This window comes from Pseudomonas sp. LjRoot71, from assembly GCF_964253255.1.
GTDB lineage: Bacteria > Pseudomonadota > Gammaproteobacteria > Pseudomonadales > Pseudomonadaceae > Aquipseudomonas.
In genome coordinates this window covers 2,765,186-2,785,402 of record NZ_CAXURA020000001.1, presented here as the reverse complement: position 1 = coordinate 2,785,402, position 20,217 = coordinate 2,765,186, and the positions used below count along the sequence as shown (strand labels likewise).

At 63.3% G+C, this 20,217-nt stretch carries 20 protein-coding genes; 18 read left to right on the top strand and 2 right to left on the bottom strand.

Features of this window, described 5'->3' with window-relative positions:
- The first annotated feature begins 46 nt into the window (after window positions 1–46).
- Both mscK and selO read left to right on the top strand, forming a co-directional pair.
- Entirely contained in the window at window positions 47–3,412 is a 3,366-nt protein-coding gene (gene mscK / locus ACSQ17_RS13160) for a mechanosensitive channel MscK (protein ID WP_436069165.1), read from the top strand.
- A 53-nt stretch (window positions 3,413–3,465) separates the two neighbouring features.
- Window positions 3,466–4,926: a protein adenylyltransferase SelO gene (selO, locus tag ACSQ17_RS13155; protein ID WP_436069164.1), complete on the top strand. Its 1,461-nt coding sequence runs from the start codon at window positions 3,466–3,468 to the stop codon at window positions 4,924–4,926.
- Between the two features lie 119 nt (window positions 4,927–5,045).
- Here the strand turns inward: selO and ACSQ17_RS13150 are convergent, their stop codons facing one another.
- Entirely contained in the window at window positions 5,046–5,741 is a 696-nt protein-coding gene (locus tag ACSQ17_RS13150; protein ID WP_436069163.1) for an aspartate/glutamate racemase family protein, read from the bottom strand.
- A gap of 215 nt (window positions 5,742–5,956) precedes the next feature.
- On the opposite strand from ACSQ17_RS13150, the gene ACSQ17_RS13145 reads away from it, so the two are divergent.
- The 5 genes from ACSQ17_RS13145 to ACSQ17_RS13125 all read left to right on the top strand — a co-directional run bounded on the left by ACSQ17_RS13145 (window position 5,957) and on the right by ACSQ17_RS13125 (window position 10,501).
- Window positions 5,957–6,937, top strand: coding sequence for a sulfite exporter TauE/SafE family protein (locus tag ACSQ17_RS13145; RefSeq protein WP_436069162.1), 981 nt, complete (start codon window positions 5,957–5,959; stop codon window positions 6,935–6,937).
- A gap of 207 nt (window positions 6,938–7,144) precedes the next feature.
- Window positions 7,145–8,422: a bifunctional O-acetylhomoserine aminocarboxypropyltransferase/cysteine synthase gene (locus ACSQ17_RS13140; RefSeq protein ID WP_436069161.1), complete on the top strand. Its 1,278-nt coding sequence runs from the start codon at window positions 7,145–7,147 to the stop codon at window positions 8,420–8,422.
- Between the two features lie 60 nt (window positions 8,423–8,482).
- A complete protein-coding gene (gene trxC, locus ACSQ17_RS13135) occupies window positions 8,483–8,917 on the top strand; it encodes a thioredoxin TrxC (RefSeq protein WP_436069160.1) in 435 nt (144 codons plus the stop codon).
- Window positions 8,918–9,168: 251 nt separating this feature from the next.
- The gene (locus tag ACSQ17_RS13130) at window positions 9,169–9,612 is read left to right on the top strand and encodes a YiiD C-terminal domain-containing protein (protein ID WP_436069159.1); all 444 of its coding nucleotides are present in this window, start codon (window positions 9,169–9,171) and stop codon (window positions 9,610–9,612) included.
- Window positions 9,613–9,700: 88 nt separating this feature from the next.
- On the top strand, window positions 9,701–10,501 hold the full coding sequence (locus tag ACSQ17_RS13125) for a universal stress protein (protein WP_436069158.1): 801 nt from the start codon (window positions 9,701–9,703) through the stop codon (window positions 10,499–10,501).
- Window positions 10,502–10,711: 210 nt separating this feature from the next.
- Here ACSQ17_RS13125 and ACSQ17_RS13120 read toward each other — a convergent pair whose 3' ends face one another.
- Window positions 10,712–11,482, bottom strand: a complete 771-nt coding sequence (locus ACSQ17_RS13120; protein WP_436069157.1) for a ParA family protein — start codon at window positions 11,480–11,482, stop codon at window positions 10,712–10,714.
- A gap of 212 nt (window positions 11,483–11,694) precedes the next feature.
- Between ACSQ17_RS13120 and ACSQ17_RS13115 the strand changes: the two genes are divergently transcribed.
- The 11 genes from ACSQ17_RS13115 (at window position 11,695) to ACSQ17_RS13065 (ending at window position 20,216) form a co-directional block, all read left to right on the top strand.
- The gene (locus ACSQ17_RS13115) at window positions 11,695–12,426 is read left to right on the top strand and encodes a beta-ketoacyl synthase chain length factor (protein WP_436069156.1); all 732 of its coding nucleotides are present in this window, start codon (window positions 11,695–11,697) and stop codon (window positions 12,424–12,426) included.
- Entirely contained in the window at window positions 12,399–13,214 is an 816-nt protein-coding gene (locus ACSQ17_RS13110) for a lysophospholipid acyltransferase family protein (protein ID WP_436069155.1), read from the top strand. The genes ACSQ17_RS13115 and ACSQ17_RS13110 overlap by 28 nt, the downstream gene beginning before the upstream one ends.
- A complete protein-coding gene (locus tag ACSQ17_RS13105; protein ID WP_298186644.1) occupies window positions 13,189–13,449 on the top strand; it encodes a phosphopantetheine-binding protein in 261 nt (86 codons plus the stop codon). The genes ACSQ17_RS13110 and ACSQ17_RS13105 overlap by 26 nt, the downstream gene beginning before the upstream one ends.
- Before the next feature lie 11 nt (window positions 13,450–13,460).
- Window positions 13,461–13,721: an acyl carrier protein gene (locus ACSQ17_RS13100; protein ID WP_436069154.1), complete on the top strand. Its 261-nt coding sequence runs from the start codon at window positions 13,461–13,463 to the stop codon at window positions 13,719–13,721.
- Window positions 13,721–14,266 (top strand): hypothetical protein, encoded by a 546-nt coding sequence (locus ACSQ17_RS13095; RefSeq protein ID WP_436069153.1) that lies wholly within the window; start codon window positions 13,721–13,723, stop codon window positions 14,264–14,266. The genes ACSQ17_RS13100 and ACSQ17_RS13095 overlap by 1 nt, the downstream gene beginning before the upstream one ends.
- The gene (locus ACSQ17_RS13090; RefSeq protein WP_436069152.1) at window positions 14,263–15,933 is read left to right on the top strand and encodes an AMP-binding protein; all 1,671 of its coding nucleotides are present in this window, start codon (window positions 14,263–14,265) and stop codon (window positions 15,931–15,933) included. Before ACSQ17_RS13095 ends, ACSQ17_RS13090 begins: the two co-directional genes overlap by 4 nt.
- On the top strand, window positions 15,926–16,660 hold the full coding sequence (locus ACSQ17_RS13085; RefSeq protein WP_436069151.1) for a glycosyltransferase family 2 protein: 735 nt from the start codon (window positions 15,926–15,928) through the stop codon (window positions 16,658–16,660). Before ACSQ17_RS13090 ends, ACSQ17_RS13085 begins: the two co-directional genes overlap by 8 nt.
- A complete protein-coding gene (locus ACSQ17_RS13080; protein ID WP_436069149.1) occupies window positions 16,657–17,595 on the top strand; it encodes an LpxL/LpxP family acyltransferase in 939 nt (312 codons plus the stop codon). Before ACSQ17_RS13085 ends, ACSQ17_RS13080 begins: the two co-directional genes overlap by 4 nt.
- Window positions 17,576–19,117 carry an HAL/PAL/TAL family ammonia-lyase gene (locus ACSQ17_RS13075; protein WP_436069147.1) on the top strand — a complete coding sequence of 514 codons (1,542 nt, stop codon included), beginning with the start codon at window positions 17,576–17,578 and terminating at the stop codon, window positions 19,115–19,117. The genes ACSQ17_RS13080 and ACSQ17_RS13075 overlap by 20 nt, the downstream gene beginning before the upstream one ends.
- Before the next feature lie 83 nt (window positions 19,118–19,200).
- Window positions 19,201–19,626 (top strand): acyl-CoA thioesterase, encoded by a 426-nt coding sequence (locus ACSQ17_RS13070; RefSeq protein WP_436069145.1) that lies wholly within the window; start codon window positions 19,201–19,203, stop codon window positions 19,624–19,626.
- Entirely contained in the window at window positions 19,623–20,216 is a 594-nt protein-coding gene (locus ACSQ17_RS13065; RefSeq protein WP_436069143.1) for an outer membrane lipoprotein carrier protein LolA, read from the top strand. Before ACSQ17_RS13070 ends, ACSQ17_RS13065 begins: the two co-directional genes overlap by 4 nt.
- Window position 20,217: the final 1 nt, after the last annotated feature.

Genomic DNA, 20,217 nt, shown 5'->3' with positions numbered 1-20,217 from the left:
GCCGCCTGTTAAACTCAGCATCCTCTCGGGCCTTACGATCACCACTATGTCCTCTTTCCGCGTCTACCTCTCGGCCGTGCTGCTCGGCCTGTGCCTGAATGCCCCTACATTGCTGGCAGGCGAGCCACCCAGCAGCGCCGACGTGCAACGCAGCCTCGACAGCCTGGCCGAACGCCAGCTGCCAGAAGCCGAGCAGCAGGCGATCAAGCAAACCCTGGAAAAAACCCTGGCATTGCTGGCCGAGCAGGCCGACAGCCAGCAACGTCTGGCGGATCTGGAAAAACAGCTGCAACAAGCGCCGCGCCTGATCGGCGAAGCCCAGCGCGACTTCGAGCGCCTCAAAGGCAGCCAGCCGACCCAGGTCAACCTGCGCTATGCCAACAGCCCGCTGCCGCAACTCGAACAGCTGCTGGCCGAGCGCAATAACCAGCTGAGCGACTGGCAGAAGCAGATCATCGAAGCCAACAGCCTGATCATCACCGCGCAAACCCGCCCGGAACGTGCTCAGGCCGAGATCAGCAGCAACCAGAGCCGCAGCCAGGAAATCAACAGCATCCTGAAAAGCGCCCGCGATGCGGGCAAACCGCTGAGCAATGAGCGCCGCGACCAGCTCAATGCCGAGCTGGCCAAGCTGGAAGCGCAAACCCAGCTGCGCCGCCAGGAGCTGGCCGGCAACAGCCTGCTACAGGACCTCGGCAACAGCCGCCGCAGCCTGCTGGAAGAACGCATCAAGCGGATCGAGAAAGAGCTGTTCGACCTGCAGAACCTGATCAACGATAAACGCCGCGACCTCTCCGAGCAGACCGTCGCCGAGCAGTCCCGCGAAGCTGAAAAGGCCGGCAGCGACAGCCTGCTGGCGCGGGAAAGTGCGCTCAACCTGACACTGTCTGACTACCTGCTGCGCGCCACCGACCGCCTCAACCAGCTGACCCGGGAAAATCTGCAAACCAAGCAGCAACTCGACAGCCTGAGCCAGAGCGACCAGGCCCTGGACGAGCAGATCAGCGTTTTGCAGGGCAGCCTGCTGCTCTCGCGCATTCTCTATAAGCAGCAGCAGGCACTGCCGACGCTGAAGATCGACAGCGACCTGCCCGACCAGATTGCCGACCTGCGCCTGTACCAGTTCGAGCTCAACCAGCAGCGCGAAAGCATCAACAACCCCAGCGCCTATGTCGACCAGTTGCTGGCCGCCCCGAACAGCGACCCGGATGCCGATATCGCTGCACTGCGCAGCAACCTGCTGGAAATCATCGACACCCGCCGCGAGCTGATTGACCGCCTCAACCGTGAGCTGAACGCCCTGCTCAACGAATCGATCACCCTGCAACTCAATCAGAAACAGCTGAAGGCCACGGCCGAAACCCTGCGCGCCACCCTCGACGAGCAGATGTTCTGGATCCCTAGCAACAAACCGCTGGACCTGGAGTGGTTCAAATCGGTGCCGCACCTGCTGGAGCGGCAGATCGCCGAACTGCCCTGGGGCGCCAACCTGCGTCAGCTGGCTGCCGGCCTGACCGAACGACCGCTGCTGTTTCTGCCGCTGTTGCTGCTGATCGTGGTGCTGCTGTGGCGACGCGGCTACCTGTACCGCAAGCTCGGCGAACTGCACCAGGACATCGGCCACTTCAAACGCGACAGCCAGCTGCATACGCCCATGGCGATCATGCTCAACGTGCTGCTGGCCCTGCCTGGTACGCTGTTCCTCGCGCTGTGCGGTTTCGCCCTGCAGATGGACGCCCGCGGGCAGAACGCCAACCTGGGCCAGGCGCTGTTCCAGATGGCCCAGGCCTGGCTGGTGTTCTACACCGTGTACCGCATCCTTGCTGATGGCGGCGTGGCCGAACTGCACTTCCGCTGGGGCCGCCCGCAGGTGGCCTTCCTGCATCGCCAGATCCGTCGACTGGGCCTGGTGGTGATCGCCCTGGTCGCCGTGGTAACGGTGGCCGAACACCAGCCGGCCAGCCTCGGCGACGACGTGATCGGTCTGACCGTGGTGCTCAGCTGCTATGCCCTGATGGTCTGGCTGCTGCACAAACTGCTGCTCAGTGGCCCGGCTCGCGAGCACGCCTCGGCGCTGCGCATGCTGATTGGCATTGCCCTGAGCCTGCTGCCGCTGGCACTGATCGTCGCGGTTGGCTTCGGCTATTACTACACCGCCCTGAAACTCAGCGACCGCCTGATCAACACCCTCTACCTGCTGATGATCTGGCTGATCATCGAAGCCACCTTCGTCCGCGGCCTCTCGGTGGCTGCACGACGCCTGGCCTATCAGCGCGCCCTGAGCAAGCGTCAGGCGCAGAGCAAAGATGGCATCGAAGGCACGGAAACCGTGGTCGAGGAACCCACCCTGGACATCGAGCAGGTCAACCAGCAATCGCTGCGACTGATCCGCCTGGCCCTGCTCGGCACCTTTATCGCCGGGCTGTACTGGGTCTGGGCGGACCTGATCTCGGTCTTCGCCTACCTCGACAACATCACCCTCTACCAATACAGCAGCGGCACGGGCGATGCCGCCACCCTGGTGCCGATCAGCCTCAACGATGTGCTCGGCGCGCTGATCATCGTCGGCATCACCGTGGCCCTGGGGCGCAACCTGCCGGGCCTGCTTGAAGTGCTGGTGCTGTCGCGGCTCAACCTGGCCCAGGGCAGCGCCTACGCCACCACCACCCTGCTCTCCTACCTGATCGTCGGCATCGGTTTCGTCACCACCCTGTCGACCCTCGGGGTCAGCTGGGACAAGTTGCAGTGGCTGGTCGCCGCGCTGTCGGTCGGCCTCGGTTTTGGCTTGCAGGAGATCTTCGCCAACTTCATCTCCGGCCTGATCATCCTGTTCGAACGCCCGGTGCGTATCGGCGACGTGGTGACCATCGGCAACCTGTCCGGCACGGTCAGCAAAATCCGCATCCGCGCCACCACCATCACCGATTTCGACCGCAAAGAAATCATCGTGCCGAACAAGACCTTCGTCACCGGACAGCTGATCAACTGGTCGCTCAACGACACCGTCACGCGGGTTATCGTGAAGATCGGTGTGGCCTACGAGACTGACCTGCCGCTGGCACGCAAACTGATGATGCAAGCGGCCGAGGAAAACCCACGGGTACTGCGTGACCCGGCGCCCATGCTGTTCTTCCTGACCATCAGCCCGAGCACCTTCGATTACGAACTGCGCTTCCATGTGCGCGAGCTGGGCGACCGCAATGCTGCCACCGACGAGATTCTCACGCGCATTGCCCTGAGTTTCCGCGAGAACAATGTGGAAATGGCCTTCAACCAGGTCGAAGTGCTGATCAAGAACCTGCACGGTGAAGAGCTCAACCTGACCACCGGGCAACTGGTGGCCGGCACCGCCGCCGCCAACGCACCCAGCGGGCAACTGCCGCCCCCGGCGCCAGCAATGGACCCGCAATAACCTGCCGCCACCTGACCACTGCCGGGCGTGATCCGCCCGGCTGGAGCCTGACCGTGAAGTCGCTGATCGAGTTGCAGTTCGACAACCGTTTCGCCCGCCTTGGCGATGCCTTTTCCACCCATGTGCTGCCCGAGCCGATTTCCGAGCCGCGCCTGGTGGTCGCCAGCCCTGCGGCCATGGCCCTGCTCGACCTGGACCCGAACGAAGCCGAGACCGACGTGTTCGCGCAGATTTTCACCGGGCACAAGCTGTGGAGCAGCGCCGAGCCACGCGCCATGGTCTACTCCGGGCATCAGTTTGGCGGCTACAGCCCACGCCTGGGCGACGGCCGCGGCCTGCTGCTGGGCGAGGTCATCAATGACGCCGGCGAGCACTGGGACCTGCATCTGAAAGGTGCCGGACAGACGCCCTACTCGCGCATGGGCGACGGCCGCGCGGTACTGCGCAGCTCGATCCGCGAGTTTCTCGCCAGCGAGCACCTGCATGCCCTCGGCATCCCCAGCTCGCGGGCGCTGTGCGTCACCGGCTCCAGCACCCCGGTGTGGCGTGAGAAGCAGGAAAGCGCAGCGATGGTGCTGCGCCTGGCGCCCAGCCATATCCGCTTCGGCCACTTCGAATACTTCTACTACACCCGTCAGCATGAGCAGCTCAAACAGCTGGCCGACCACGTGCTGAGCTGTCACTACGCTGATTGTTTAACGCAGGAACAACCGTATCTGGCGATGTTCCGCGAAGTGGTCGAACGTAACGCGACGATGATCGCCTACTGGCAGGCCTACGGCTTCTGCCATGGGGTGATGAACACCGATAACATGTCGATCCTCGGCATCACCTTCGATTACGGCCCCTACGCCTTTCTCGATGATTTCGATGCCCAGCACATCTGCAACCATTCCGATGACAGCGGCCGCTACAGCTTCAGCAATCAGGTGCCGATTGCCCAGTGGAACCTCGCCGCCCTCGGCCAGGCCCTGGTGCCGCTGGTTGATATAGAAGCGCTGCGTGAGACGCTGGACCTGTTCCTGCCGCTGTACCAGGCGCATTACCTCGACCTAATGCGCAAACGTCTCGGCCTGCTCAGCGCCGATGACGGCGACGAAGCCCTGGTGCAGCGCCTGTTGCAACTGATGCAGAGCAGCGCGGTGGATTACACCCTGTTCTTCCGCGAACTCGGCGACAGCCCGGCCGCGCACGCGGTGGCGCGCCTGCGCGACGACTTCACCGACCTGGCCGGCTTTGACACCTGGGCCGCCGACTACCTGGCGCGCAGCGAACGTGATGGCGACGACCCGGCGCAACGCCAGGCGCGTATGCAGGCGGTCAACCCCAAATACATCCTGCGCAACTACCTGGCCCAGCAGGCGATCGAAGCCGCCGAACAGGGCGACTATGCCCCGGTGCGCGAACTGCACCAGGTGCTGTCACAACCCTTCGCCGAACAACCCGGCTTTGAACGCTACGCCCAGCGCCCGCCGGAATGGGGCAAGCACCTGGAAATCAGCTGCTCGTCGTAGGTTGAATTAAGGAGCCTGCAACGAAGCCCAACGCTAGCCGGGCGGTTCCTGTAGCCAGACGCGGGAGAGGTTTTAGCCGCAACAGTCGCCGCTAAAGCGCCTCCCACACGGTAAACACCCTACGCGCCCAACATCCACTCCAGCCCCATGGCCACATGCAATTCGGTGCTGTCGAGCAACGGCAACGGCGCATCCAGGCCCTCAAGCAGCAAACCGATTTCGGTGCAGCCAAGGATGGCCGCTTCGGCACCTTGCTCTTGCAGCGTGCGCAAGCAATCCAGATAAAAGTCGCGCGCGGGCAGCAGAAACTGGCCCTGGCACAGTTCGGCAAAGATCACCCGGTCGATCTCTGCCATCTGCACGGCGTCCGGAGTGATGACCTCAATACCGAAGTGCTCGGCCAGGCGCTGGCGGTAGAAGTCTTCCTGCATGGTAAAGCGCGTGCCGAGCAAGGCCGCGCGACGTAAACCCTGACGTTGCAGGGCCTGGCCAACCGCGTCACCGATATGCAGCAGGGGAATATCCACCGCCGCCTCGATGGCCGGTGCCACCTTGTGCATGGTGTTGGTGGCCAGCAGCAAGGCGGTCGCACCGGCCTGCTGCAAACCCTGCGCGGCCCTGGCCAGTAGCTCACCTGCCGCCTGCCAGTCGGCGCGCCGCTGCAACTCGGCGATTTCGGCGAAATTCACGGAGTGCAGCAATAACGGGGCCGAGTGCAGACCACCCAGTTGCTCGCGCACGCGCTGATTGAGCAAGCGGTAATAGCTGGCTGTGGATTCCCAGCTCATCCCGCCCAGAATGCCTAGCTGACGCATATCACCTCCGCCGTACAAAGACCGCAGCCTAATCCGAGCGTCACTCAGCGCACAGACACAGTGCCCGCCAGAGCGGCCAGTACAGCCTTATCTATTAAATCGAAAAGGCATATAAACCTTCCCAAACATTCTTAGACTCTCTAAGCAAAGCCGATTATCTTCGCGACCTGCTTTACGCCCTGTTCTACCACCCGCTGTCAGGCGCGCCTTTAGTTATGAAAATTCGTGATCTCGATCTCAGCCCAAGCCCGCTCAATGACGAGCACCAGGCGCTGGGGCTGCCCCCTGTAGAAGACTTCGTTACCCACCCGGACAATCACCCGGTATTGCGCGCAGCCGTATGGTTCGCCGCGTTGACCCTGATCGGCCTGCTGCTGTTTCTCGCCTGGCGCCTGTTTTTCGGTGACAACAATGGCCACAGCGGCCTGGAAATCATCGAAACCACTCTGCGCAGCCCGACCTTCTGGAGCGCCGTAGCGGTTGGCTTCTTTGCGCAGGTCATCGATGGTGCACTGGGCATGGCCTACGGCATCACCGCCACCACCTTTCTGCTCAGCGCTGGCGCGTCTCCGGCTGCCGCCAGCGCCAGCGTGCACATCGCCGAGGTGTTCACCACCGGCCTGTCGGGGATTTCCCACGCCAAGCTGGGCAACGTCAACAAATCACTGTTTCTGCGCCTGCTACTGCCCGGCATCATCGGCGCGGTGCTCGGTGCGGTGTTGATCACCAGTTTCGATGGCGAAGTGATGAAGCCCTTCATCTCCGCCTACCTGCTGCTGATGGGCCTGTACATCCTGCGCAAGGCGTATCGCCATGTGCAGCAGCAACGCCGCGAACCCAAGCATGTGGCCAAACTGGCACTGTTCGGCGGCTTCGTCGATGCTGCGGGCGGCGGCGGCTGGGGCCCTGTGGTCACCAGCAGCCTGCTCGGTTCCGGCAGCGACCCGCGCACCACGATTGGCTCGGTGAATTTCGCCGAGTTCTTCCTGACCATCACCAGTGCCACTTCATTCATCCTCCTGGCTGGCCAACCGGACACCTGGATGATGGTGGCAGGGCTGGTGTTTGGCGGTATGTTCGCCGCACCGTTCGCCGCCCTGCTGTGCAAAAAACTCTCGGCGCGCACCCTGCTGACCATCGTCGGCTGCCTGATCACCCTGATCAGCGCCTACAACATCTACAAGGCGCTGGGCTGACTTCGAGGGCGGCATAACCGCTTAACAAAACAGTCTAAGAAAGGCCCGTTTCATTGTGGCTTGCCATCCCTGGCGGCCACCCTGCTGGGCCGTCGCTGCGCGACGTCAAAAATCGCTCCCGGCGATTTTTTGCTCCAGCGCATTGACCGGGCCTTGTTGCCTTATCCATGCTGCGATCCTTTCAATCTGCCCTGAAGGAACGCGCGCATGAAATTGGAAACCCTGGCCATCCACGCCGGCTACAGCCCTGACCCGACCACCAAGGCCGTGGCGGTGCCGATCTACCAGACCAGCTCCTTCGCCTTCGACGACACCCAGCACGGTGCCGACCTGTTCGACCTGAAGGTCGCCGGCAATATCTATTCGCGGATCATGAACCCGACCAACGCCGTGCTCGAAGAGCGCGTTGCAGCGCTGGAAGGTGGCGTCGGCGCCTTGGCCGTGGCCTCGGGCATGGCGGCCATCACCTACGCCATCCAGACCGTGGCCGAAGCCGGTGACAACATCGTCTCGGTGGCCAAGCTCTACGGCGGCACCTACAACCTGCTGGCCCACACCCTGCCGCGCTTCGGCATCAAGACCCGCTTCGCTGCGCACGATGACATCGCCGCCCTGGAAGCGCTGATCGACGACAAGACCAAGGCCGTGTTCTGCGAATCCATTGGCAACCCGGCCGGCAATATCGTCGACCTCGCTGCCCTGGCTGCGGCCGCGCACCGCCATGGCGTGCCGCTGATCGTCGATAACACCGTGGCCACACCGATCCTCTGCCGTCCGTTCGAACACGGCGCAGACATCGTCGTGCACTCGCTGACCAAGTACATCGGCGGCCATGGCACCAGCATCGGCGGCATCGTGGTGGATTCCGGCAAGTTTCCCTGGGCAGACAACAAAGCGCGCTTCCCATTGCTCAACACGCCCGACCCGTCCTACCACGGCGTGACCTACACCGAGGCCTTCGGCCCCGCTGCCTTTATCGGCCGCTGCCGCGTGGTACCGCTGCGCAACACCGGCGCGGCGCTGTCGCCGTTCAATGCCTTCCTGATTCTGCAAGGCCTGGAAACACTGGCCCTGCGCATGGAGCGTCACTGCGAGAACGCGTTGAAGGTCGCCCACTACCTGCAAAATCATCCGCAGGTGGCCTGGGTGAAATACGCCGGCCTGCCGGATCACCCCGAGCACGCCCTGGCGCAACGCTTCTGCGGCGGCAAGCCGGCCTCGATCCTGTCCTTCGGCATTGTCGGCGGCCAGGAAGCCGGCGCGCGCTTTATCGATGCGCTGCAGTTAGTGGTTCGCTTGGTCAATATCGGCGATGCCAAGTCGCTGGCCTGCCACCCGGCCTCCACCACTCACCGCCAGTTGAATGACGAAGAGCTGGAGCGCGCCGGCGTGCCGCGCGACATGGTGCGCCTGTCGATTGGTATCGAACACAGCGACGACATCCTCGCCGACCTGGCCCAGGCGCTGGATGCCGCCAGGGCCTGACAGACCTTGATATCCGCGCAAGCGACTCCAGATTAGGGATAACCGTCTCTGGAGTCGCCCATGTCCAATCCCCTGCTGATCCCCTGCCCGCATTGCAACGGCCTCAACCGCATTCCCGCTGAGCGCCTGGGCGATGCGCCGCGCTGTGGCCGCTGCAAGGCCGAGGTGCTGCCCAGCACACCCTTCGAGCTGACCCAGGCCAACTTCGATGCGCAGAACAAGGGCGACCTGCCGCTGCTGATCGATGTCTGGGCCAGCTGGTGCGGCCCGTGCCGCAGCTTTGCGCCGATCTATGAACAAGCCGCCGCGCAGCTGCAAGGCCGCTGCCGCCTGAGCAAACTGGACAGCGAGGCCAACCCGCAGCTGTCGGCGGAGATGGGCATTCGCTCAATCCCGACCCTGATCCTGCTCAAGGGTGGTGTCGAGGTCGCCCGCCAGAGTGGCGCACTGCCACTCCCGCAATTACTGGGCTGGCTGCGCCAGCAGGGTGTTTGAATAGTGCTCACCTACAGACAAACGCACCGAGCTGAGCTCAGCTGACGTAGCTTCGTAGGGTGCGCCGCGCGCACAAGCGACAGCCCGTCTGCATCGTGAGTTTCTGCGCAAGCTGCGAACCCGGTGCGCACAGCACACCCTACAGGCTGGCGTCTGAGCGAATCGGTCAATTCCGCGTCGGCATCACGGTCATTACGTACGGCATGTCCAACCTTTAGGCTGGCTACACAACAATAACTGTGGAGCCGACCATGCCGATGCCTCTTGAACTGGTGCGCCAGCTCACCGAAGAACAGATCGCCTTTGTCCAACGCAGCGGCCTCAAGGCCGAGGTACTGGAGCCTGGCCGGGTACGCTTGCGTATGCCCCTGGCGGGCAACCAGAACCATATCGGCAGCATGTATGCCGGTGCGCTGTTCACCCTGGCGGAAATTCCTGGCGGTGCGCTGTTTCTCACCAGCTTCGACGCCCAGCGTTTCTACCCCATCGTCAAGGAAATGAACCTGCGTTTTCGCCGCCCAGCCACCGGCGATATCCGGGTTGAAGCCAACCTGAGCGAGGCGCAAATCGAGCAGCTGCAAAAACAGGCAACAGAGCACGGCAAGGCTGAGTACGTTTTAGAGTTGCAGCTGACCGACGACAGTGGTGAAGTAGTGGCTCAGAGTCGTGGCCTGTACCAATTACGCACACGCTGACGCCTGACCTTGCCCTGGGTCAAAAGTCCAGCTATGACTCGAGGTCACAATAAATGTGCCGACATGCATCGGCAGGAGAACGCCGACCATGCCCAGTCACATCCTTATTGCCCACGACCTGCGCGACACCGCCGATATGGCCCTGTGCCGCGCAACCCAGTTGGCCAAGCAGTTCAACGCCAAACTGACCATTCTGCATGTGCTCGACCCGAGCAAAAGCAGCCAAGAGCATGAGCTTGCCAAACAGGCTCTGGATCGCAGCATCACCCAGTACGCCCCGCCCGGCAGCCAACTGCTGATCCGCAGCGGCATCAAGCCTTCGGAAGTGGTGCTGCAGCAGCTCAACGAGCTGGATTGCGACCTGCTGGTACTCGGGGGCCATCACCAGCGCCATGACTTCTTCTCCGGCACCAGCCTCGACCGCATCGCGCGCAATTGCCCGGTGCCGCTGCTGCTGGTGGCACGCAACGATTTCCGCCCGTATGAACGCGCACTGGCCGCCATCGACTTCTCCCTGTGCGCCTGCAGCGCCCTCGGCCAGGCCTATCGCCTGCTGCCGGAAACGGCCGACTTGCACGCCCTGCATGTGTTCGAGCCGAACAAGGGCACGCCCAAGCAGGTCGAAGCGCAACTGGCCACGCAGAAGGCGCTGATCAACCAACTGCTGGAAGATGAAGCGCAGAACCTGCCGGAAAAAGGCCCGACCCTGAGCCATTCGGTGGAACAGGGCGGTATTCTGCGTTGCCTGCAAGCGCGCCTGAAAAGCCACAATATCGAACTGCTGGTACTCGGCAGCCACGGCCGCAGCGCGCTTTCGCAGGCATTGCTCGGCAGCCTGGCGCAGCACTTCCTGCACAAGGCGCCCTGCGACATCTACGTCGTCCGCTGACGATCTGCTGCGCGTCGGCCCTGCTGCGTTGAAAACAGGTTCGGAATGCTCATGTACAAAAGTACACTCCGCTTCCTCACCTGCTTGACCAGCCGGAGGCTGTTACTAACGTAGCACCTTGCATGACTCTAGCTCGCGAGATCGTCAACAGGCTCTGAACCAGCCAATAAAAAAGCTGCCTAGGCAGCTTTTTTATTTACGGGCTAACGCTCAATTGGCGTTAAGCAGGTCATGCAGCTCGACAAATTGCTGGGTCAGCTTGTGGCTACGGTCCAGATAGATCAGCGGCGTGCAGGCCTGGTGCGACTCGCGCATCTTCACCGAACTCATCAGATTGACCGGTAGCACCGGCAGCCCCTCGGCGATCAGCTCATCGAGCAGTTGCTGCGGCAGGCTGGCACGCGGCTGGAACTGATTGACCACAATGCCCTCAACTTCCAGGCCTTCGTTGTGGTCTTCCTTGAGTTCTTCGATTTCCCGCAGCAAGCCGTACAGCGCCTGGCGCGAGAAGCTGTCGCAGTCAAAGGGAATCAGCACGCGGTCGGCCGCAATCAGCGCCGACACGGTGTAGAAGTTCAAGGCCGGCGGGGTATCCAGGTAGATCCGCTCGTAGTCTTCGCTGAGGTCTTCGAGCAGTTTGCGCAGCTTGTTGATCTTGTGCTTCTGCTCCAGCTTGGGCTGCAGATCAGCCAATTCAGCGGTGGCAGTGACCACATGCAGGTTTTCAAACGGCGTTTCGTAGATATCCACGCTGCCTTTCTTGCCGAACGGCGCGGATGACAGCGTGCCCTTGAAAAACTCGGCGATGCCCATGGGAATTTCCTCGCCGGTCAGGCCGGTGAGGTAATGGGTCGAGTTGGCCTGGGCATCCAGGTCGATCAACAGGGTGCGATAGCCCTGCGAGGCACTGACCGCGGCCAGGTTGCAGGCGATGCTGGACTTACCCACCCCACCCTTCTGATTGAAGATCACGCGCCGCATGAAACACCTCCCTGACCCGCATTAACCCCGAAATGGTCACGAATTCTATGCAAACTACGTGACAAGGGCGAGATTTTCGGCAATTGACCCGCCGCCGATGGTCAGAAGCCGGCGCCATGGATTTGCGCACGACCCGCGTGGTCTGGATAATGCCAGCACTTCGCCACACCTGCTGCCAAGCCTCATGCTGGTCGCGGCTGGCTGTAGCCGACATGGACGCGCAGCGCGTGACACACTTCAGGATCGAACAATGGCGTGCCTGGGCCCCTGGCCTGGACAGCACGGCTGACTGGTGCGCCTGGCATCAGGCCCCACTGTGCCTGACGGATGCCGGCGAACAGCCGGATGTCAGCGCCCTGCCCGCGATGCAGCGCCGGCGCCTGAGCCGCCTGGCGCGCATGGCCTTTCACGTGGCCTGGCCACTGGCCGAAGCGCACCCGCAACTGCCCATGGTGTTTGCCAGCCGCCACGGCGAAACCCCACGCACCCTGACCATTCTCAGCGACCTGGCACACGACGAGCCGCTGTCACCGACTCAGTTCAGCCTCTCGGTGCACAACGCGATCATCGGCCTGTGGTCGATCCAGCGCGGCGATCACAGCGAAATGACCGCGATTGCCGGTGCCGGCGACGGCCTGGAGAACGCCGTACTGGAAGCCTGCGGCATGCTCCACGACGGCGCACCCGCGGTGCTGCTGGTGATTGCCGAAGAAACGCCGCCGGCACTGTACGCGCCGTTTATCGATGACGTGCCATTTCCCTATGCCGTCGGCCTGCTGCTGACCGCTGGCACTGAATGGCAGCTGGAGCTGCGCCAGGCCAGCGGCACACGCAGCGAATGGCCCCACGCCCTCAACCTGGTACGCGCACTGTGCAGCGATCAGACCACCCTGCAACATTACTGGAAGAACCGACAATGGACCTGGTCTCGCAACAAGGTCTGAGCCGGTACAGCGCGCCCTATTGGTGGCGGCTGATCGCTACGGCCCTGAGTTTCAGCCTGTTCGGCATCGGCGGGGTGCTACTGCGCGTACTGATCTTCCCGTTGCTGGCCCTATTGCCGGGCGACAGCCTGGCCCAACGTACCCGCGCGCGCGCCGTGGTGAGCAAGACCTTCTACCTGTTTGTACGTTTTATGTACCGCAGCGGCGTGCTGACCTACGAAGTCGAAGGCATCGAGCGCCTCGGCCAACCAGGGCAAATGGTCATCGCCAATCACCCGTCACTGATCGACGTGGTGGTGTTGATCGCCTTTATTCGCGATGCCAACTGCGTGGTCAAACAGAGCCTGTGGGACAACCCGAGCATGCGCGGGCCGATCCGCGCCGCCGGCTATATCAGCAACAGCGGCAGCATGGACATGCTCGACGAAGCCGCAGGCGCCCTGCAGAGCGGCCAGACCCTGGTGATCTTCCCCGAAGGCACGCGCACCACACCGGGCCAGCACCCGGAATTCCACCGCGGAGCCGCCGCCATCGCCCTGCGCGGCGCACGTGTTGTCACCCCGGTGGTGATCAGTGTCAGCCCCACCACCCTGACCAAGGCAGAGCCCTGGTACAGCATTCCGTCGCGTCGCTTTCACTTCCGCCTGCGGGTAGGCGAGGATATCGACCCACAACAGTTCAATGCACTGGGGCCAGCGCCGATTGCGTCCCGCAAACTCAACGATGTACTGCACCAACACTTTATTAAGGAGCTCGCCCAAGATGAGCGATTTGCAGCTGGAGATTAAGCACTTGATCATCGATGCCCTGGGCCTCGAAGACATGGCCGCAGAAGACATCGCCGCCGACCTGACCCTGTTCGGCGAAGGCCTGGGCCTGGACTCGGTGGATGCATTGGAACTCGGCCTGGCGATCCAGAAACGTTTCGGCATCAAGATCGACGCCGAAGCCAAAGACACCCGCAAGCACTTTGCCAACGTAGCCAGCCTGGCGGCATTCGTGTCATCGCAACAAACCGCCTGAGGAAGCCGCCGATGCAAACCCGTGAAGAGATTTTCGACACCCTGCGCGACGCCCTGGTCGAGCTGTTCGAGCTGGAGCCCGAGCGCATCACTGAAGACGCCAACCTCTACCAGGACCTGGAAATCGACAGCATCGATGCGGTTGACCTGATCGACCATATCAAGCGTCAAACCGGCAAGAAGCTCGCCGCCGAGGAGTTCAAGGCCGTGCGCACCGTTGGTGATGTGGTCGAGGCGGTGCTGCAACTGGTCAACGCCCCAGCCGCCGAATAATGAGTCGCCTATTTGGCCTGCTCCTGCTGCTGGCCGGGCTGCTCTACCCGTTTGCCGTGTACTACGGCATGGAGCACCTCTCGCCGCAGCTGTTCGCCGCCTGCCTTGGCGGCCTGTGGCTGGCCAGGGCGCTGACGCAATGGGGCAAGCCCGGCAACCGCTGGATGACCGCCGTAGCCTTGGGCTTCTGCCTGCTGCTCGGCCTGGCCGGTGAGCCGGCACTGCTGCGCTGGTATCCGGTGCTGCTTAATGGTCTGTTGCTGGCGCTGTTCGGCCTCAGCCTGAAGTTCGGCCCGCCGCTGATCGAGCGCCTGGCGCGCCTGAGCGAACCGCAGCTGCCGGAAGTCGCCGTGCGCTATACCCGCACCGTGACGCAGGTCTGGGCCGGTTTTTTTCTGCTCAACGGCCTGGTGGTGGTAGCGCTGAATTTCTGGGCTCCGCTGAGTTGGTGGACGCTGTATACCGGGCTGATCGCCTATGGCCTGATGGGCCTGCTGTTTGCCGGTGAGTGGCTGGTGCGCCAGCACGTAAGGAGACATGAATGAACTGGCTGCCCCTCGAGCACCTGCTCGACGAAGCCCACAGCGGTCGCCCGGCAACCCCGGATATGGATCAGCCGGCCCTGCGCCAGCAGGCCCTGCAACTGGCAGCAGAACTGCAAGGCCGTGGCGTGCAGCGCCTGGCGCTGTACCTCGATGATGCCGGCGAGCTGGCGATTGCCCTGCTCGCCGCCTGGCGCGCCGGGATTGCCGTGCTGCTGCCGGCCGATGCCCAGCCGCAGACCCGCCAGCGCCTGAGTGGGCAGTGCGATCTGTGGCTGGACAACCTCGACGGTCTATTGGGCGGCGAGCGTGCAGCGCTGTCGCCAGCACCCCTCGACCTCGACCAGTGCCGGCTGACCCTGTGCACCTCCGGCTCCAGCGGCGAAGCCAAGCTGATCGATAAATCCCTGCGCCAGCTGGCCAATGAAGTCGACGCGTTGGAACAGCTGTGGGGCAAAAACCTTGGCAACGCGACCATTCTCGGCAGCGTCGCCACTCAGCATATCTACGGGCTGCTGTTTCGCGTGCTGTGGCCACTCTGCGCCGGCCGCGCGTTCCTGCGCCGCGCCCAACCGTTCCCCGAAGATTTGCAGCGCGAAAGCCTGGCAACCGGCACTGATTTCGCCTGGGTGGCCAGCCCGGCTTTGCTCAAACGCATGGGCGACAACCTCAACTGGCCAGCCCTGCGCCAGGTACGCCAGGTGTTTTCCTCTGGCGGTGCACTGCCAGGTGAAACCGCCACCGAGTTGCACACGCTGCTGGGTCAATGGCCAACGGAAATCTACGGCAGCTCGGAAACCGGCGGCATCGCCTGGCGTCAGGGCGGCGAACTGTGGACGCCGTTTGCCGGGGTCGAACTGGGGCGCAACGATGAAGGCGCGCTGCACCTGACCTCGCCGTATCTGCCAGCTGGCCACCGCGAGCAGACCGCCGATGCAGTGGAATTGCAGGCCGATGGCCGCTTTGCCCTGCGCGGCCGCCTGGACCGCATCATCAAGCTGGAAGAAAAACGCATTTCCCTGCCCATGCTCGAACAGGCGCTGAGCAGCCATGAATGGCTCAGCGATGCGCGCCTGGGTGTGGTGCAGGAAGGTCGTGCCTACCTCGGCGCACTGATCGCCCTGAGCCCGGCCGGGGTGCATGCCCTGCGCAACCAGGGGCGCAAGACCGTTACCGAAACCCTGCGCCGTCACCTGGCTGGCCACTGTGAAGCCATCGCCCTGCCCCGCCGCTGGCGTTTACTCGCGCAGTTGCCCTACACCAGCCAGGGCAAGCTGCCCCAGGCCACAGTCGAAGCGCTGCTGGCGGCACCACGGCCGACCCAGGTCGAACCCAGCTCGGCCATCGAGCAGGACGGCGAATGGCAGCTGGAACTGGATGTACCGCTGGACCTGGCGCATTTTAGCGGGCACTTCCCGCAGACCCCGGTGCTGCCCGGCGTGGTGCAAATCGACTGGGCGCAGCAACTGGCGCGACAATTGATCACAGACATGCCGCCGCGCTTCAGCGGCATGGAAGTGCTGAAATTCCAGCAACTGGTACGTCCGGGTGATCGCTTGCAGCTGAGCCTGCGTTTCGACGCCGCGCGCGGCAAGCTGTACTTCGCCTTCCGCAATGGCGAAGCGGCCTGCTCGTCCGGGCGGATATTGCTGGGAGCCGCCCGTGCATAAGCCCTGCGCGGTAATCCCGGTCTATAACCACGAACACGCATTACCTGTTGTGGTCGCCGCGCTGCATGCGGCCGGCCTGCCCTGCGTGCTGGTTGATGACGCCTCCAGCAGCAGCTGCGCAGCGGTGATGGATCAGCTGGCCGCACAACCTGACACCCACCTCGTGCGTCTGCCGGTCAACCAGGGCAAGGGCGGCGCGGTGATGGCCGGGCTACGTGAAGCGGCGCGGCTGGGCTTTAGTCATGCGCTGCAAGTGGATGCCGATGGCCAGCACGACCTCAGCGATCTGCCGCGCTTTATCGCCGCCTCGCAAGCCGCACCGCACGCATTGATCTGCGGCTACCCGCAGTACGATGCCAGCGTGCCGAAAGGCCGTCTCTATGCGCGCTACCTGACCCACGTATGGGTATGGATCAACACCTTGTCGCTGAGCATTCGCGACTCCATGTGCGGTTTCCGTGTCTATCCGCTGCCGGCCACCCTGGCGCTGATCGACGCGGTAAACATCGGCAAACGCATGGATTTCGACACCGAGATTCTGGTGCGTCTGGCCTGGCGCAATCAGCCGATGCACTGGCTGCCGACCAAGGTGCATTACCCGCTGGACGGCCTCTCGCACTTTCGCCTGTGGCTCGACAACGCGCTGATTTCCAAAATGCACGCCAAGCTGTTCTTCGGCATGTTAATGCGCGCCCCGCTGATTCTCTGGCACAGGTTGCGCGCATGAGTGATCAACGGCATTGGGCCAGCCAGCGCGAGCGCGGCAGTTTTATCCTGATGAAATTCACCGCCTGGCTGGCACGTGTGCTGGGTCGCCGACTGATCAGCCCGTTGCTGTATGTGATCGTGCTGTATTTCTACCTGTTCGGCGCCAAGGCGCGGCGCAGCATCCGCCACTACCAGAGCAATTTGGCAGCCTGGAGCGGACGCGCCGAATTGAAGCCGACCCGGCTCTCGGTATTCCGCCAATTTATGAGCTTCGCCGATACCCTGCTCGACAAGCTCGACGTGTGGAGCGGCCGGCTTGGCCTGGAGCAGGTTGACCTGATCGACCCCGACGACCTCTGCGGTCAGCTGCAACGGCAGAACCGCGGGCAGATTCTGGTGGCCGCGCATCTGGGTAACCTGGAAGTCTGCCGCGCCCTGGCCGAAGTCGGCGCACAGGTGCAGATGAACGTACTGCTGCACACCAAACACGCGGAACAGTTCAACCGCCTGCTGGCCGACGCCGGGGCCAGCCATATGCGCCTGATCCAGGTCAGTGAACTGGACGCGGCAATCATGCTGCAATTATCCGAGCGCCTGGAACGTGGCGAATGGCTGGCGATTGCCGGCGACCGCGTACCGCTCAAGGGCAGCCGCAAGGTCAGCGTGGATTTTCTCGGCCAGCCGGCGGACTTCCCGCAAGGCCCCTGGCTGCTGGCCGGGCTGCTGCAATGCCCGGTCAACCTGATGAGCTGTCTGAAAATCGATGGCCGCTACCAGGTGATCCTCGAACCCTTTATCGAACGCCTGCCGTGGAAGCGCAGCGAGCGCGATGCAACGATCCGCCAATGCACCCAGCGTTACGCCGACCGCCTGGCCCAGCGCTGCCTGAGTGCGCCTCTGCAATGGTTCAATTTCTACCCGTTCTGGAATGAAGATGACGACACATCAGCCTGATCCCATCGTGTTTGGCGAACGCCCCTTGAGCATCGAGCAGGTCGTCGCCCTGGCCAGCCGCAGCGCCCCGGCGCAGCTGCAGAACGACGCCGCCTACCGCGAAAAAATCGCCAAGGGCGCGCGTTTTCTCGACAGCCTGCTGGACAAGGAAGGCGTGATCTACGGCGTCACCACCGGCTACGGCGACTCCTGCGTGGTGGCCGTGCCGCTGCATCAGGTCGAAGCGCTGCCGCGTCATCTGTACACCTTCCACGGCTGTGGCCTGGGCAAGCTGCTGGATGAAGCCAGCACCCGCGCCGTGCTGGCCGCGCGCCTGCAGTCGTTGTGCCACGGCGTTTCCGGCGTGCGCGTGGAACTGCTGGAGCGCCTGCAGGCGTTTCTCGAATACGACGTTCTGCCGCTGATTCCCGAAGAAGGCTCGGTGGGCGCCAGTGGCGACCTGACGCCGCTGTCCTACGTTGCCGCCACCCTCAGTGGTGAGCGCGAAGTGCTATTCAACGGCGAGCGCCGCAACGCCATCGACGTGCACAACGAACTGGGCTGGACGCCGCTGGTGCTGCGCCCAAAAGAAGCCCTGGCGCTGATGAACGGCACGGCGGTGATGACCGCTCTAGCCTGCCAGGCGTTCTCCCGCGCCGACTACCTGCTGAAACTGGCCACACGCATCACCGCGCTTAACGTGGTGGCCTTGGAAGGCAACCCGGAACACTTCGACGAGCGCCTATTCGCCGCCAAGCCGCATCCGGGGCAGATGCAGGTCGCCGCCTGGCTGCGCCAGGACCTGGCCATCGACGCGCCGACTGCGCCACTGCACCGTTTGCAGGATCGCTACTCGCTGCGCTGCGCGCCGCATGTGCTCGGCGTGCTGGCCGACAGCCTGGGCCTGCTGCGGCAGTTCATCGAAACTGAACTGAACAGCGCCAACGACAACCCGCTGATCGACGCTGAAGAAGAGCGCGTGCTGCACGGCGGGCACTTCTACGGCGGGCATATCGCCTTCGCCATGGACAGCCTGAAAAACCTGGTGGGCAACGTCGCCGACCTGCTCGACCGCCAGCTCGCCCTGCTGGTCGATACCCGCTATAACCACGGCCTGCCGAGCAACCTGTCCGGCGCACCAAGCGTCAGCGCAATGATCAACCACGGTTTCAAGGCCGTGCAGATCGGCACCAGCGCCTGGACCGCCGAAGCCCTGAAAAACACCATGCCGGCCAGCGTGTTCTCGCGCTCCACCGAATGCCACAACCAGGACAAGGTGAGCATGGGCACCATCGCCGCCCGCGACGCCCTGCGCAGCCTGGAGCTGACCGAACAGGTCGCCGCCGCCACCCTGCTGGCCGCCAACCAGGGCGTGTGGCTGCGCCAGCGCGACGGCAAGACCGATATTCCCGCGCCGGTCGCCGCCATGCGTGAGCAGTTGGCCGTGGACTTCCACCCGGTCATCGAAGACCGCGCCCTGGAAGCCGAGCTGCGCCTGTGCCTGGTGCGCATCCGCGAGCAGCACTGGAGTCTGTATGCATAAGACGGTGTCGGTGCGCACAGCGCACCCTACGGCCACCTACCGCGTAGGGTGCGCCGCGCGCACCAAGCACCCAGGAGCCGATCATGCGTAGCAAGGGTGTATTGCAGGCGGAAATCGAGCTGCAGGTGCCATTCTTCGACGTCGACATGATGGAAGTGGTCTGGCACGGCCACTACGTCAAATACTTCGAACAAGCGCGCTGCGCCCTGCTCGACAAGCTCGGTCACAACTACGTGCAGATGCGCGACGCCGGCTACGCCTGGCCGGTGATCGACCTGCAACTGCGCTATATCCGGGGCGCACAGTTTGGCCAGACGATCATCGTGCGCGCCGACCTGGTGGAGTGGGAAAACCGCCTGAAGATCAATTACCTGATCAGCGACGCGGCGACCGGCGAACGCATGACCCGTGGCAGCAGCGTGCAGGTGGCGGTGGAAATCGCCACTCGCGAAATGCAGTTTGCTTCACCCAAGGTGCTGATCGACGCCGTTGCACGGGTGCTGGCGTGAAACGCCTGCTGGCAGGCCTCGGCTTCTGGCTGCTGAGCCAGAATGCGCTGGCCTTTGATCTCGACCAGCTCAGCACCCAGCTGGCCAAGCCTGCGGTGGTGCGCGGCCCGCTGATTCAGGAAAAGCACCTGCGCGCGCTGCCGCAGCCGCTGACCAGCCGTGGCCAGTTCGTGCTGAGCCGCGACCTCGGCCTGTTCTGGCAGCTGCAAAGCCCGCTCAAACAGGATTACCGCATCGACGTCCAAGGCATCGCCAAACGCACGCCCGGCGGCTGGCAGCAGCAGCCGGGACAGGATGTCGCCGCCCAGCAAAGCCGGCTGTTTCTCGCCGTGCTCAAGGGCGATCACAGCGGCCTGGCGCGAGATTTTGAGCTGCAATTAAGCGGCACCGCCGAGGCCTGGCAACTGCGCCTCACACCCCGTTCGTCGCTGCTTAAGCAGATTTTCAGCCGTATTCAGATTGATGGCGGCGCGCTGGTACAACGCATCGAGCTGCATGAAACCCAGGGCGATTACAGCGTGCTGCGCTTGCCGGATAGCCAGGCCGGCGATGCCCTGACTGAGCAGGAGCAGCGTGACTTTGCCAGGTGAA

Bases quoted from the DNA above. Each gene is read 5' to 3' on its own strand.
- mscK (WP_436069165.1), top strand. From the start codon at position 47: ATGTCCTCTTTCCGCGTCTACCTCTCGGCCGTGCTGCTCGGCCTGTGC.
- ACSQ17_RS13080 (WP_436069149.1), top strand. From the start codon at position 16,657: ATGAGTGATCAACGGCATTGGGCCAGCCAGCGCGAGCGCGGCAGTTTT.
- ACSQ17_RS13125 (WP_436069158.1), top strand. From the start codon at position 9,701: ATGCCCAGTCACATCCTTATTGCCCACGACCTGCGCGACACCGCCGAT.
- ACSQ17_RS13140 (WP_436069161.1), top strand. From the start codon at position 7,145: ATGAAATTGGAAACCCTGGCCATCCACGCCGGCTACAGCCCTGACCCG.
- ACSQ17_RS13130 (WP_436069159.1), top strand. From the start codon at position 9,169: ATGCCGATGCCTCTTGAACTGGTGCGCCAGCTCACCGAAGAACAGATC.
- ACSQ17_RS13115 (WP_436069156.1), top strand. From the start codon at position 11,695: ATGGACGCGCAGCGCGTGACACACTTCAGGATCGAACAATGGCGTGCC.
- ACSQ17_RS13100 (WP_436069154.1), top strand. From the start codon at position 13,461: ATGCAAACCCGTGAAGAGATTTTCGACACCCTGCGCGACGCCCTGGTC.
- ACSQ17_RS13145 (WP_436069162.1), top strand. From the start codon at position 5,957: ATGAAAATTCGTGATCTCGATCTCAGCCCAAGCCCGCTCAATGACGAG.
- ACSQ17_RS13120 (WP_436069157.1), bottom strand. From the start codon at position 11,482: ATGCGGCGCGTGATCTTCAATCAGAAGGGTGGGGTGGGTAAGTCCAGC.
- trxC (WP_436069160.1), top strand. From the start codon at position 8,483: ATGTCCAATCCCCTGCTGATCCCCTGCCCGCATTGCAACGGCCTCAAC.
- ACSQ17_RS13070 (WP_436069145.1), top strand. From the start codon at position 19,201: ATGCGTAGCAAGGGTGTATTGCAGGCGGAAATCGAGCTGCAGGTGCCA.
- ACSQ17_RS13090 (WP_436069152.1), top strand. From the start codon at position 14,263: ATGAACTGGCTGCCCCTCGAGCACCTGCTCGACGAAGCCCACAGCGGT.
- ACSQ17_RS13105 (WP_298186644.1), top strand. From the start codon at position 13,189: ATGAGCGATTTGCAGCTGGAGATTAAGCACTTGATCATCGATGCCCTG.
- ACSQ17_RS13150 (WP_436069163.1), bottom strand. From the start codon at position 5,741: ATGCGTCAGCTAGGCATTCTGGGCGGGATGAGCTGGGAATCCACAGCC.
- ACSQ17_RS13075 (WP_436069147.1), top strand. From the start codon at position 17,576: ATGACGACACATCAGCCTGATCCCATCGTGTTTGGCGAACGCCCCTTG.
- ACSQ17_RS13095 (WP_436069153.1), top strand. From the start codon at position 13,721: ATGAGTCGCCTATTTGGCCTGCTCCTGCTGCTGGCCGGGCTGCTCTAC.
- ACSQ17_RS13110 (WP_436069155.1), top strand. From the start codon at position 12,399: ATGGACCTGGTCTCGCAACAAGGTCTGAGCCGGTACAGCGCGCCCTAT.